Source organism: Microbulbifer mixtoriginis (SeqCode) (genome assembly GCF_052467705.1).
Map to the genome: position 1 here is coordinate 2,030,443 of NZ_CP174322.1, position 12,972 is coordinate 2,043,414.

Annotated in this window: 13 protein-coding genes; 8 read left to right on the forward strand and 5 right to left on the reverse strand. The window is 50.0% G+C overall.

From position 1 onward, the window contains the following. The first annotated feature begins 3 nt into the window (after positions 1–3). Positions 4–1,170, forward strand: coding sequence for a glutathionylspermidine synthase family protein (locus ACJJIB_RS09120; RefSeq protein WP_444888623.1), 1,167 nt, complete (start codon positions 4–6; stop codon positions 1,168–1,170). A gap of 102 nt (positions 1,171–1,272) precedes the next feature. Here ACJJIB_RS09120 and ACJJIB_RS09125 read toward each other — a convergent pair whose 3' ends face one another. Beyond that, positions 1,273–2,907 (reverse strand): two-component system sensor histidine kinase NtrB, encoded by a 1,635-nt coding sequence (locus tag ACJJIB_RS09125; RefSeq protein ID WP_444888624.1) that lies wholly within the window; start codon positions 2,905–2,907, stop codon positions 1,273–1,275. Positions 2,908–3,225: 318 nt separating this feature from the next. Here ACJJIB_RS09125 and ACJJIB_RS09130 point away from each other — a divergent pair, with 318 nt between their 5' ends. From ACJJIB_RS09130 to ACJJIB_RS09140, 3 genes are all read left to right on the forward strand, one after another. Further along, positions 3,226–4,638 (forward strand): amidohydrolase, encoded by a 1,413-nt coding sequence (locus tag ACJJIB_RS09130; RefSeq protein WP_444885393.1) that lies wholly within the window; start codon positions 3,226–3,228, stop codon positions 4,636–4,638. Continuing rightward, positions 4,635–5,936: an amidohydrolase family protein gene (locus ACJJIB_RS09135; RefSeq protein WP_444888625.1), complete on the forward strand. Its 1,302-nt coding sequence runs from the start codon at positions 4,635–4,637 to the stop codon at positions 5,934–5,936. The genes ACJJIB_RS09130 and ACJJIB_RS09135 overlap by 4 nt, the downstream gene beginning before the upstream one ends. Positions 5,937–6,103: 167 nt before the next feature. Next, entirely contained in the window at positions 6,104–6,499 is a 396-nt protein-coding gene (locus ACJJIB_RS09140) for an MAPEG family protein (RefSeq protein ID WP_444888626.1), read from the forward strand. A gap of 170 nt (positions 6,500–6,669) precedes the next feature. Here the strand turns inward: ACJJIB_RS09140 and ACJJIB_RS09145 are convergent, their stop codons facing one another. From ACJJIB_RS09145 to ACJJIB_RS09155, 3 genes are all read right to left on the reverse strand, one after another. Continuing rightward, on the reverse strand, positions 6,670–6,966 hold the full coding sequence (locus ACJJIB_RS09145; protein ID WP_252085417.1) for a YebG family protein: 297 nt from the start codon (positions 6,964–6,966) through the stop codon (positions 6,670–6,672). Between the two features lie 344 nt (positions 6,967–7,310). After that, positions 7,311–7,928 (reverse strand): LysE family translocator, encoded by a 618-nt coding sequence (locus ACJJIB_RS09150; protein WP_444885390.1) that lies wholly within the window; start codon positions 7,926–7,928, stop codon positions 7,311–7,313. Further along, positions 7,928–8,533, reverse strand: a complete 606-nt coding sequence (locus ACJJIB_RS09155) for a DUF924 family protein (protein ID WP_444888627.1) — start codon at positions 8,531–8,533, stop codon at positions 7,928–7,930. Before ACJJIB_RS09155 ends, ACJJIB_RS09150 begins: the two co-directional genes overlap by 1 nt. Before the next feature lie 177 nt (positions 8,534–8,710). Here ACJJIB_RS09155 and ACJJIB_RS09160 point away from each other — a divergent pair, with 177 nt between their 5' ends. The 4 genes from ACJJIB_RS09160 (at position 8,711) to ACJJIB_RS09175 (ending at position 10,796) form a co-directional block, all read left to right on the forward strand. Then, positions 8,711–8,998: a hypothetical protein gene (locus tag ACJJIB_RS09160; protein ID WP_444888628.1), complete on the forward strand. Its 288-nt coding sequence runs from the start codon at positions 8,711–8,713 to the stop codon at positions 8,996–8,998. Positions 8,999–9,063: 65 nt separating this feature from the next. Continuing rightward, a complete protein-coding gene (locus ACJJIB_RS09165) occupies positions 9,064–9,864 on the forward strand; it encodes a DUF6249 domain-containing protein (protein ID WP_444888629.1) in 801 nt (266 codons plus the stop codon). A gap of 10 nt (positions 9,865–9,874) precedes the next feature. Further along, positions 9,875–10,429, forward strand: a complete 555-nt coding sequence (locus ACJJIB_RS09170; protein WP_252085422.1) for a sigma-70 family RNA polymerase sigma factor — start codon at positions 9,875–9,877, stop codon at positions 10,427–10,429. Next, the gene (locus tag ACJJIB_RS09175; protein WP_252085423.1) at positions 10,422–10,796 is read left to right on the forward strand and encodes a hypothetical protein; all 375 of its coding nucleotides are present in this window, start codon (positions 10,422–10,424) and stop codon (positions 10,794–10,796) included. Before ACJJIB_RS09170 ends, ACJJIB_RS09175 begins: the two co-directional genes overlap by 8 nt. Positions 10,797–11,699: 903 nt before the next feature. Here the strand turns inward: ACJJIB_RS09175 and ACJJIB_RS09180 are convergent. Further along, the gene (locus ACJJIB_RS09180) at positions 11,700–12,854 is read right to left on the reverse strand and encodes a serine hydrolase domain-containing protein (RefSeq protein ID WP_444888630.1); all 1,155 of its coding nucleotides are present in this window, start codon (positions 12,852–12,854) and stop codon (positions 11,700–11,702) included. Positions 12,855–12,972: the final 118 nt, after the last annotated feature.

Below are 12,972 nucleotides of genomic sequence, written 5' to 3' on the forward strand. Positions count from 1 at the left end.
TTGGTGCTGAGGTTGCCGATCGGTGAGCGCCCGCGCTGGAAAGAGCGGGCGCAGGAGTTTGGTTTCCATTTTCACACCATGTATGGGGAGCCATACTGGGATGAAACTGCTTACTATCAGTTCACTTTGGAACAGATAGAGCAGGATATTGAGGACCCCACCGAAGAAATCCACGCAATGTGCCTGGATGTTGTCGCTAAGGTGCTTGAGGATGAGGCGTTGTTAAGGCGCTTCCGCATACCGGAGCAGCACTGGGATTTTGTCCGCGCTTCCTGGAAAAATGGTGACCCCAGCCTTTATTCTCGCTTGGATTTTGCCTATTCGGGGCAGGGTCCGGCCAAACTTTATGAGAATAACGCCGACACGCCTACCAGCCTATATGAAACGGGATTTTGGCAGTGGCTTTGGTTGCAGGATAATGTAGATAGGCGGGCACTTCCCCTCCAGTCTGATCAATTTAACAGCCTGCAGGAAAAGCTGGTTAATCGCTTTCGCGACGTACAATTCCTGACCCCTGGTCGAGAACTACATTTTGCCTGTTGCAAAGATACGGTAGAAGACCGCGGTACGGTTCAATATTTGCAAGATTGTGCCAGTGAAGCCGGCATCACTAATCATTTTGTATTTATCGAAGATATTGGTTGTGATGCGCAGGGAGATTTTACCGATTTAGACGATCAGGTAATTACCTGGATGTTCAAACTGTACCCTTGGGAGTTTATGTTCCGCGAGGAATTTGGCTCTTTGTTGGGGGGCAATAACGTACGTTGGTTGGAACCACCCTGGAAGGCGATATTATCCAATAAAGCACTCCTGCCCATGTTGTGGAAGTTGTTTCCCGGGCACCCCAACTTACTACCTTCATTTTTCGAAGATGAGCTGGATAAAGCTGACGGCTATTCGGAGCTGGTTAAGAAGCCCATTTTCTCCCGTGAGGGTGCCAATATTTCAGTAGTACGCGGAGAAGATGTGCAATCGCTTTCGGATGGGCCCTATGGAGAAGAGGGCTTTATCTATCAGGCTATGCATCCACTGCCGAAGTTTGGTCAGAGTTTTACCCTGGTGGGTAGCTGGCTAGTGGATGATATGGCTGCGGGTATTTCAATTCGCGAGGATAGTAATCTTATAACTCAGGATATGAGTCGCTACCTTCCGCATATTATCCTTTAAAATACTTGCCAGAGTAATTTCCCTGGCAAGTATTCGTGCAAGTGTGCCAATTTCTTAAAGTAAGTGGCTTTTTTGCTTTAAGACACAAGTCATTTTAGATATTCAAGGCACTGTTGTTATCAGTTGCCCACTTAAAATCAATTCCTCAATTTTGTTGCTGAGCCTATCGTAAGTAAAAGGTTTTTGGATACAGTCGAGAACCCCATCTTTGATAACTTCTTGGACTTTGCTATCGACACTAAACCCGGTTGAAAGCAATGCTTTCACCTCCGGGTTGATGCGCTGCAGAAAGGCGAATAGTTCCTGGCCATCCATTCCGGGCATAATCATATCGAGAATCACCAGGTCTACCTGTTCGTAATGCTGTCGGTAATAGGTGATCGCCTGTTCCGCCGAAGCGAAAGTGGTTACGCTGTGACCATTCATTTCAAAGAGTGTTTTCGAATAGCTGCGGACAATGGCTTCATCGTCCACCACCATAATACGAAGTTGGCGTTTGGCAGATTGCGGTACAGTTTGTTTTTGCTGTCTACTTACTTTTGCTTCGGCAATCGGCAGGTACAAATTAAAGGTGCTGCCCTCTCCCTCAATGCTATGGCATTGTATGGCCCCCTTATGCAAATGGATGGTGCCATGCACTGCGGCGAGACCCAGTCCGGCACCCCGGCCGCATTCCTTAGTGGTGAAGAAAGGCTCAAAAATTCTGCGGCGCACTTCAGGGGGCATACCTGTACCATTATCGCGAATGGTGATTAACAGGTAATGACCAGGTTGCACTTCAAAATCTGCGATAGTAGTAATTTTTTCAAAGGTAATATTGCTACTACTAAAACGCAGAGTGCCTCCACTCGGCATGGCATCCTTGGCGTTGATGCCGATATTTAATAATGCACTTTTCAACTGGGCGGGATCGCCGACTACATGAGGCCGGCCAGCTTCTAGTTGCTGTTCAACGCGAATACGCCGATCAATGGTGCGCTCAAGCATGGCACAGATATCGCGGGTTATTTCATGGGTATTGCAATCTTTCAGTTGATAGTTACCTTTGCGAGCAAAGGTAAGCAGCTGCTTAGTCAGCTCAGCGGCATGGCGGGCAGTAGTGAGTATATGATTAGTGTATTCGCTGATACGGGGATCTTCCGCTATCTGCTGGATAACCTCGGCATAACCACTGATTCCATGAATCATATTGTTGAAGTCATGTGCGATGCCGCCGGCTAGCTCGCCAATAGCCTGCATTTTTTGCGCTTGGCGTAACTCCTCCTCCAGCAGGCGCTGTTTGGTGATATCGGTTCCAATACTGAGTATGCCTGTTGGGCAGCCACTTTCATCTGAAAGGATTTTATTAGTCCAGGCAATCCAAACCCTCTTGCCAGACTTGGTGATGTTCTCGTTAATGTTGTAGCGATGTTCTTGTGGATTATCGCAAACATGTTGAATGAGTTGACGTAGATCCCGGCCGCTGGACTCGCAGGCGGGCACTATGGTGCCGATCAGATGCCGCCCAATAATTTCGGCTTCAGAGTAGCCAAAAAGTTGTTGAGCATACTCATTAAAAGAGGTGATTCGCCCGTGCCTGTCGCAGCGCATAATGATGGAATTCGCATGCTCAACCAGTTCGCGATAGCGCTCTTCACTTTTACGTAAAGCCTCATAGACTTGCTGGGAATCCCGGCTTTGGCTACTGGTGACATAAGTGGATGTGGGGAATACCGGCAAGCTGTTTTCCTTGATCACCTATTCTCCTCCGGAATAATTATTGAGTATTTTTTCACCAGAAACTGCATCATGTGGAAACAAAAAAGTATATAGGGAACCTGGGGCCTTTTAAGGGCTGGTTTGCAGTCTTTGCTGACATGCCGACATTTATAAACCCTTTTGTAATTGTGTGTTTATTCAAATGTGATGGGTATCCACTTGCAGAGCAGACGAGTTTCTCGTTAATTCTTTGGGGCTTTTCTTCTCAGAAGCGAACTTTTCTTCTCTAAGTAGTGGCTAAGGTCAGACAAACTGATAGCATTCACCGCCATCTTCAAAACCATTGGATGAATAACTATGCAGCTGCATTCTCGAGTTTTCGGGCGCGGCATCGCGGCTTTGCTTTGTGCCTCGCTGTTGGTGTCTGCCTGCGGAGAGAAGAAAGCCGGGAGTGAGCAGAGATCTCTGGATTTTGCTCGCCTGGATGCTTTCCCTTCAACTTATTCTGTTACTCAGTCCCGGCCGGTGCTGATTCAGGATGCCACTTTGCTTACTGGGACTGGGGAGCAATTAGAGAACACAGACCTATTATTGAAAGGCGGAAAGATTGCAAAGATCGGTCAAGATCTTGAGGCTCCCAAGGACGCCTTGGTTGTCGATGGCAAAGGTAAGTGGGTGACCCCCGGAATTATCGATGTGCACTCTCACCTGGGAGATTATCCCGCCCCCTCTATTGAGTCCTCTCAGGATGGCAATGAGATGACATCCCCCAACACCGCGCAGGTATGGGCGGAACACTCTGTATGGACACAGGATCCCCAGTTCCCCTTAGCCCTGGCTGGCGGTGTGACCACATTGCAGATCCTACCGGGCTCTGCCAACTTGTTCGGTGGCCGCAGTGTAACCCTCAAAAATGTACCGGGTCGCAGCGTACAGGACATGAAATTTCCCGGTGCGCCCTACGGTCTGAAGATGGCCTGTGGCGAGAACCCTAAGCGTGTTTATGGTGGTAAAGGTACTTCCCCTTCAACCCGCATGGGTAATGTAGCTGGCTACCGCAATGCCTGGATTGAGGCCAGCAATTATAAGAAGAAGTGGGAGGAATATGTAGAGAAGGGTGGAGATGAACCAGAGCGAGACCTTGGCCTAGAGACCCTGGCAGGCGTTCTGAACGGCGATATCCTGGTACACAATCACTGTTATCGCGGAGAGGAAATGGCGGTGATGATGGATGTTGCCAAGGAGTTCGATTTCCAGATCTCTACGTTCCACCACGCAGTAGAAGCATACAAAGTCGCCGACCTGCTGGCGGAGAACAATGTATGTGCTGCGATGTGGGCTGACTGGTGGGGCTTTAAGCACGAAGCCTTCGATATGACAGAGGCAAATATTGCTATCGTCGATCAGGCCAAGGCCTGTGCGATGATTCACTCGGATTCCGGTGTGGGCGTTCAGCACCTGAATGAAGAAGTTGCTAAAGCGATGACTGCAGGTCAGCGCGCAGGTTTCGATATTCAGCCAAAGGATGCTGTGACCTGGATGACCATGAACCCCGCTAAGGCACTGGGTATCGATAAGCAAACCGGCAGCCTTGAGAAGGGTAAGATGGCCGATGTTGTTATTTGGTCTGGCAACCCGTTCAGTGTTTATACCCATGTTGATCAGGTCTTTATCGATGGGGAGCTGATGTACGATCGCTCCGATAAAAAGCGCCAACCGCGCAGTGATTTTGAGCTTGGTATTCTCAATGCAGAGGGAGAGCGACTGTGAAAAAAATAGCTGTATTCTATGCGCTGGCCCTGGGGGTTTTGACAGCAGGGGCTCAGGCGCAAAGTATCCTGATTAAGGGCGGCAAGGTACACACCCTGGCTGATATGGGCACACTGGAATCTGCCGATGTGCTGGTAGTGGACGGTAAAGTGGAGCAGGTGGCTCCCTCGCTGAATATGCCTGCCGATCGGGTAATTGATGCGAAAGGCAAGGTGGTGACTCCTGGAGTTATTGCACCCATTTCTGAATTGGGACTGGTGGAGATCAGCGCAGCCAGTGGCACCAACGACCATGCGGTAACTGGTGAGAGTATCGGCAGCGCCTTCAATCCTGTACCCGCATACAACCCCAAATCTACATTGATCCCTTTTAACCGGGCTGGTGGTGTTACCAGCGCTGTGGTGTTTCCAGCTATCAGTACTTGGGATAGCGCTGCGGTAGAGGCCCAGAGAGTGTTTGCCGGACGTGGCTTTGCTATCAAACTCAATGGTGAGTTCGATAGTGTCGAGGCGGAAGATGTTGCCCAGAAGGCTTATTTGGGTGAGGCCGGTGCTCAACTGGCCGGTGGTAGCCGTGCAAACGCCTATGCGAAAATTGAGAATGCCTTGAATGAGGCTAAGGAGTACCGTGACAATCGTGCAGCGATTCGTCTGGGAGAGTGGCGAGAGCTGAATTATAGTCTTGCGGATCTCGAGGCCTTACAGCCGGTGATTAATGGAACGGAACCGCTATTAATTACAGCTAATCGTGCCAGCGATATCCTTGCGGCTATTGAGTTGGCTAAGACTTACAATGTAAAGCTGGTGCTGCTGGGGGCGGCTGAAGGTTGGATGGTGGCGGAGCAGCTGGCCCAAGCTCAGGTGCCTGTCGTGATTGATGCGATTAACAACCTGCCCATTTCTTTCTCCAGCCTTGGCGCCCGCCTGGATAATGCTGCTTTGTTAACCAAAGCTGGTGTGAAAGTTGCCATTAGTGGTCCCGACTACGCTTCTACCCACAATGTATACCTCTCACGTCAGTCTGCTGGTAATGCTGTTGCCCACGGGTTGTCCCACGAGGAGGCTCTGAAGTCTATCAGTACAAATGTGGCAGATATCTTTAGCCTTAGTGGCGGTACCCTGGAGAAAGGGGCCGATGCTGATATTGTAGTTTGGAGCGGTGATCCACTGGAAGTAACCAGCTACCCTGAACAGGTACTGATTGAGGGGGAGCCCCAATCTTTGGTTACTCGTTCAACCCGCCTGCGCGATCGTCATCTTAAGCCGAGCAAGGGGCACGACTTTGGCTATCGCAATTAACTAGTGCTTAGTTTGTGAGCAGATGAAGAGCGGGCAAAGCCCGCTCTTTTTTTGTGTGACGAAAAATGAACAAAAAGGTCCAGCCACTTGTTTAGCATTGGTGTGGTGAGCTGTGTGGTGATAGAGATATATTTACATCTCGTATTAATAAGAAAAAGGAAAATGCCATGGTAAATATTACAGCGCTGTATGCCAGCCTCTGTGCAATCCTCATTATCTACTTGGCAGGCCGGGTCGTTCAATTTCGTCGCACTAAGCGAGTAGGTATTGGCACTGGCGAGGATCGTCATAATGAGATTCGTGTGCGCGTGCACGCGAATGCGGTTGAATATACCCCCATCGCATTATTGCTCTTGTTGCTTGCGGAGCTAGGGGGCTTATCTGCACTGTGGTTGCATGTCTTTGGAATCGCCTTTTTTCTATCCCGCATTTTCCACGCTTATGGCCTGACAGCGGGTAAGGGAGGTACCCATGCCGGACGCTTTTGGGGCACATTAATCAGTTGGCTGGTGATATTAATACTCGCAGTGATCAATATTGTGATATCGATAAGATCTCTGTAAAAGCGCTTGTCGCAATAGAGGATTTTTTAGGTGATCTGGAACGATTAACGATCTTTATGCGGTGAGAGGCTTCAGCTAAATACTGAAGCCCAGCAAAAAAGCCCGGTTGAACCGGGCAGAGTACAGGGATGAAACTTTAAATTACTACCAGAAAATTTCTTCTGGCAGTTTTACTGGTTTGCAGCAAAGGGAGTAACGGTCTCGTCGGAGGACTCTTCACCGCTCTCATCTTCTTCCAGCAGAACTTCTGGTTTGCCTTTGCAGGCTTTGGCCAGGGCATCGCGACGCTTGGCCAGCAACAGGCCGATCTCTTCGCTCACCTGCTCATCAATACCTTCAATACTGCGCTCAATGAGCGTGGTAATGTTGGCTGCAAGCTCCAGCATCTTATCGTGTTCTTCAGCATCTTTTTTGTTGTCGAACATTGCTCCGTCTCGATCGCATTTCCAAACAGCTACTACGGCCATGATATGCCTCCCAATTGCCTTTAAGACATTCCAGTTTGCTTGTATGGCTATACGGTAACTGTATAAATATTCAGTGTCAATGGTGGTTGGAACTGAAGTGGCGGAGGTTTCGTTGCGCTCAAGAGAGTTGCTATTGCGATGATTCGTCTTTAGGAAGCTGTCGTAACTGTCATAATGCGCCACTGCAGCCGGATGTACTCCCCCCAGGCATCCAGGCTGCAACCTCCGCACTGTGCAGGCCCGTTTGCGGGCCTGTTTTTTTTGGGGTGCCTAATCATCATTCTTGCGGGGGTAAGTTTCGATTTTGGCACGCCTGTACGGAGATGGTGCTTAGGTCCTACCCACTAAATAGTGAATACCAAACGTGCGGCCAAGCCAATCAGGAGCAGACCAAACAGCTGCTGGATGCGGTGGCCGAGGTGCTTGCTAACCAGTTGACGTTTGCGGCTGGCATGAACTGCCAGGGCAACGATGCAATACCAGAGTGTATCGACTCCTGAAACCATGGCAGCCATTCCGAGCTTGGTTGTGAGAGCCTGCTGCTCAGATACGAACTGGCTGAATAGGGCAGTAAAGAATACCGCGATCTTGGGATTAAAGAAGGCCACCCCGAAACCTTGTACGATCGAGCGGCGAACACTCATGTGGGGGGCTTCCAACTGGGTCGTTCCCGAGCCGGGAGCCGGGGCTCGGAAGGCCTTCCAGCCCAGGTATACCAACATGGCTGCACCGGCCCATTGCAGAATACTGAATAGTAGTGGAGAGCTGGTAATCAGTACTGCGAGGCCAAAGGCTGTCAGCGCAGCGTAAACGGCAACGCCCGCGCCGTGCGCAATGGCGCTGGCGAGGCCCTGCCGAAGACCGGAGGCGGAACAGCGCATTACGATAAGCAGGCTAGGGCCTGGTGACATTGCGCCTAGGGCACAGATACCTGCAAGTGATAACCATCCGAGTAAATCCATTATTTAAAGCCGCCCCCTTGTGCCAGCCAGTGCTTTTCTTCTTCAGTGGAATTGCGGCCTAAGGCCGCATTGCGATGCGGATAGCGGCCAAACTGCTCGATAATCGCCTGGTGGGCCAGGGCGTATCGATAGTGGGTGGCGAGATAAGGGGCGATGGACTCATCATCCCCGTACTGCTTCTGCAACTGGGCGAAGTATGCCACGGAGCGCTGTTGGATAGCGGAGTTTTCACTGTGCTCAAGTGGCATGCCGACAAAAATCTGCTGAAACAGCCCAAGTTTTTGCTCATCTGCCCTCTGTAGAATCGACTCGGTGATATCGAGAGCCAGTGGGTCCCCCTCAAAGGCCAGAGGGTTACCGCGGTGGATATTGCGGGCGAATTGATCGCATAACAGCAACAGGGCCAGCTCGCCCTCCAGACTTTGGCGCCAGTGATCCAACTTTCCCCCAAGGGCCATATTGGTGATCCCGGTAAAGTCTTCAGCCATTTGCTTGTCCAGCTTTGGGTCTGCCGAAAACCACCGCTTCTGCCGTTCAGGTGTAGGGCGGTAATTTAAAGCGGGATCACCAAACCAAAAGATCAGTATTTCCTTAATACCGGTCATCTACGAGTTCCCCAATGGTTACAGGCCGATTATTGCGACTTTTGTACTTATTGGTCCAGTAGCCATAGGAAGAAGTCCTCTCACAAAGTGTTTAAAAAAATATTTTTGCGCCTGCATCCAAAATCAATTCTGGCTCCGTCATAGAGGTGTACAAGGAAAAGCGATCTGGAGGTCACAATGTTTACTGCGGGATCATTTAAGAAGGTACAATTTTGCGCCGTACTGATTTTGGCGCTTGGCGGCATGCAGGCCGGAGCGGCGGAGCTGGGATTCTCGGTGGATGATATTCATCGTCAGCTCACTGAGAAAACAGACCTGCACTTTATGCAAAAGCTCAATGAATGTAAGTCAGGCAGTGAGGTTGAAGGCAGCGGGCTTCCCTACTCGGTGCGGATTGCGGAGGAGAGGGCTCCCCAAGGCGCCACCCCCGGACCTTACAGCCGAGGCCGCATAACAGTGATGTAGCGTGCAGGGCTTCCCCGGGCCGACGGTTAAACAGTACAAGAAAGACAACGATTAGAGAGTAACTAATGAGAGCGAGAAATTCACAATCCCTGCGGGTAGCTACCTACTGGTTGGCGGCGCTGGCAGCTACTTTTGCCGCGATGGGCAGCTGGGCACAGGATGACAGCAGCACAATACCCAACCCGCCAAAGCCGCCGGCAATGGAAAGTGAGGCATCTAAGCCAGATACGCGTGTACGCATCATGCGTGATGAGGAGGGTGTGCTCACCATCAAAACCCAGGGAGAGGACGGCGAGCGCAGTGAGGTCCAGGTGGACTTGGGAGCTGAGTTCGGAGGCCCTCTGAGCCAGCGCATTATCGAGAAACTGGAGCGCAAGGGGATTCTCGATGAGCGGGGGCAGGTGGCTGAAGAGGCTCTAGATAGTGTGCCAGACAATGTGCAGATTGGCCTGTCAAAAAGATATGACTCTTCACTTAAAGGCTGGGAAGAGTCTCAATCAGATTCTGGTTTCCACCAAGTGGTGACCTTACCTATTCTGGCCTTACTTTGTGTGTTCGGTATGCCGGTGTTGATAGTGTGGCTGGTCACTCGCAATAGCTACAGGAAGAAACAGCTGGTGATGGAAAATATCAATAACATGGTGGCCGATGGTCGGGATGTGCCGCCTGAGATGTTGGATATGCTGGAAGATAGCAGCCCTAAGAATACTGGGGACAGAGGGATTACTCTAATCGCAGTGGGTGCTGCAGTGTTTATCTGGCTCACTTCCCTTGCAGGATTTGGGGTAGGTAGTCTGGGCTTGATCCCACTGTTTATCGGCCTGGCCCGCTTTATCAACTGGAAGCTCGATACTAAGCAGGCGTAGGGACCGAAATATGGACCTCAATGATGAGGATTTGATCAGGCGCACCGTCAAAGACGGGGACCAGCGGGCATATGCCCAGCTGGTGCGTCGCTATCAATCCCAGCTGCGATTCTCGCTCCGCAAGCTGTGTGATGGCGATCAGGGCCTGGCCGATGATATGGCGCAAGAGGCCTTTATTAAGGCCTATAAGGCGCTGCCGGCATTTCGGGGAGATGCCCGCTTTAGCACCTGGTTGTACCGGATCGCCTACAATCTCGTCATGAGCCACAAACGCAAGAACGCTCCAGAAGTGGATCAGGAGGCGGTCGATCGGGCCCAGGCGGAAGAGTCGGTTGAAGAGTCTCAGCGCCTGGGGATGGCCCGGGACCTGAACTCCGCAATGGACTCTTTAAGCGATGCCCAACGCCAGGCGATACACTTGTGTATGCAGCGGGGCTTCTCCCATGAGGAAGCGGCAAGTATTATGAAGTTGCCGCTAGGTACGGTAAAATCCCATGTCAACCGCGCGCGAGCAAAGCTACAGAGCTTGTTGCAGCCGTGGCGCGAGGAGGTGGTCAATGGTTAACTTTGAACAGCGCAACACAAAGGGTGGCGCCTTGGGCGATTTAACTATAGAGGGCAAAGACCCACAATTTGATGCTTGGCTGGCAGAGCAGCTGCAGTTCGATGAGCCCTACCTGGACGATGACGGTTTCTGCGAGAGCGTCATGGCAAAATTGCCAATGCCCTCCAAGAAGAACGAACGTCGCGCCAGTCGTGTTCAATACATCGCTGTGCTGGCGGCTTCGGGTATTGTTGCCTGGCAATTTCCTTTTGGCGAAGTGCTTAACGAAGCCGCTCGCCAGTCTATCAGTCTTTATAGTTTGGTTGGTGTGGGAATGCTTTCCTCGCTGGTAGTGATGGCCGGTGGTATCTTTGCCGCTCGTCGCTGATCATCTTGTAGCGGGGAAGCACACTACACAAAATCTGTGCCGCCTCTAATGATGCATTAGAGGCAGACTATTATGCCTTATACCCCCGGGCTTCTATGGGCTTGGAGATTCCTCTCTTCAAAAGCCCGATGTCTTTTATAACTTAATGCCCCGATTTACTGAGCAGCGCTAATGCATTCAGCATTGAGTTGACTTGAACGCTATATTTTCTAAGCACCTTGATTGGCTGGTGTGGAGATATGGCGGTGCACCACATGTCACGATTTTTCCAATTTGATAAAGCAGAAAGTCGCTCGAACAGTATCACGAACTTCCTTGCCATCGAGAAGAGTGCCACCACACTTAATATGGCAGTGGGCAAAGCCTGTTTAACGCCCTGCGGTAATATTTAATTCTTCTAATTCAAACAGTGATGGAGCCTTAAAGGGTGGCTGCCATTCATCAAAGCTCTCCATAGGCTTTACTGGCCATTTTTTCTTAAATTTTATGTTGGCTGGCATGGATGAATTAGGTTGGAACTTGTGGCTCTTAAAAGGCGGCAAGCGAAAGCTATGATTTTTCTCTGAATCGAAATTCTAGATTACATCTTTAAGAATTCTCTCTATTGAAAGCTATAGCTCCATCAAGTTGCAGTGTATTTCTGAGTCTTTATATTTAAATAAATTGCTCAGTACTATGTATGATAAATAGGATTCTTGTGGCGGGTGACGGTATGCGTTTTCCGTGAGATTATTCTGTCAGGAATATAATTGACTCGCTTTATTCGCAGAGCCATGGGCTTGGATCTTGGAGGCTGGCTCTGATAACTATCCGATTCGCGCTGCTGACTTTAATTAATTATCAAGTATATATTCCAGTAGCCGCTGGATTGCGGACTTGTCAAGACAAGTCCGCTTTTTAGATTCACTCAAATGGTTTTAGGCGCTCCATAAGAAGCTTGCGGATGTCTTTCATTGATTTTTCTGCAGTATCACCAGCAGAGTTCATCGCGATTAGAAAAATTATGTTGTGCTTTGGCATGATACGTGCGTCGGTGAGCCAATAGCCGTTACTTCCGGTGTGTGTAAGCAGCAATAACTCTGGATCGTACAATGCCCCCCAGCCCAGTGCGTAATGACCATTTACGGGTGAGTGCAGTTTGCGATAAGTTTCGGACTTCAGTAATTTACCGCGGCCATGTACGCCATTGAGTTGGTCCTCTGCGAAGAGAATCCAATCTTTAAGAGAAATATTGATTGTGCCGGCGGGGCCGAGCGCTTGAGGATTATCACTTTGTATGTCAGCGGGATCGAGTGGTACGAGCTTGCCCCACCAGGTTTTTTTATGACCACGCGGTTGGTCCAACTTGCCAGAGGATCCGGGCGCTGCAAATCCTGCATTCTTTATGCCGAGCGGAGTAAAGATCTGTTCCTTGATGAGATCCTCCCAAGTCTTGCCTGTTCGTGCCTCGGCGATGGCACCCGCGATAATGTAACCGAGATTGGAGTATTTAAATGAACCAGTTGCGGATGTAGGTGGCATTGCAAGGTAACTGCGTGCAACCGCAATACGTTGCGCCCGAATACTGGGTACTGACTCGATTAAGTCTTCAAATTGAGGAAGTTCATTATCGTCGGTCAGAGGTGGTAAGCCTGCGGTATGACTGAGCAATTGCGTGATCGTAATATTGCGGTAAGCGGGGTCCATATTTTTTGCGAAAGCCGGAAAAGAATCAGCGAGTGTATCCTCAAATCGCATGATACCTTGCTCAACTAAGCGTGCGATCATTGTTGCAGTTAGCGCCTTGGTATTCGATCCAATATGCCAACTATCGTCGATAGTGACTGGTTCCATATGACCATGCGCACGAAAACCGTCTGCAGCTATAGCAGCGGTCTTGCCATCGATTTGAATCAGCGCGGCGACGGCTGGAAGATCGTTTTTGTCACGTGCTGTGGTAAGTGTCTGTTCGAGAAATGTCTGCAACGCTTCGTCCGCACGTACAGCAATGGTTACTGCTAAGAGTGCGATTGTAAGAAAAATCTTTGACAGAATTTTTGTGTGCCGACTATGCATCATGATAAGCCTGTATTAAAAGTAACTTGAAAACTGAGTCAGATCTTAGTTACCGCTAAAAGTGGTACGAAATTTCGAGGTTATTGGTGTACTACTTCGATTTCTGACTAGATCGTTTTGT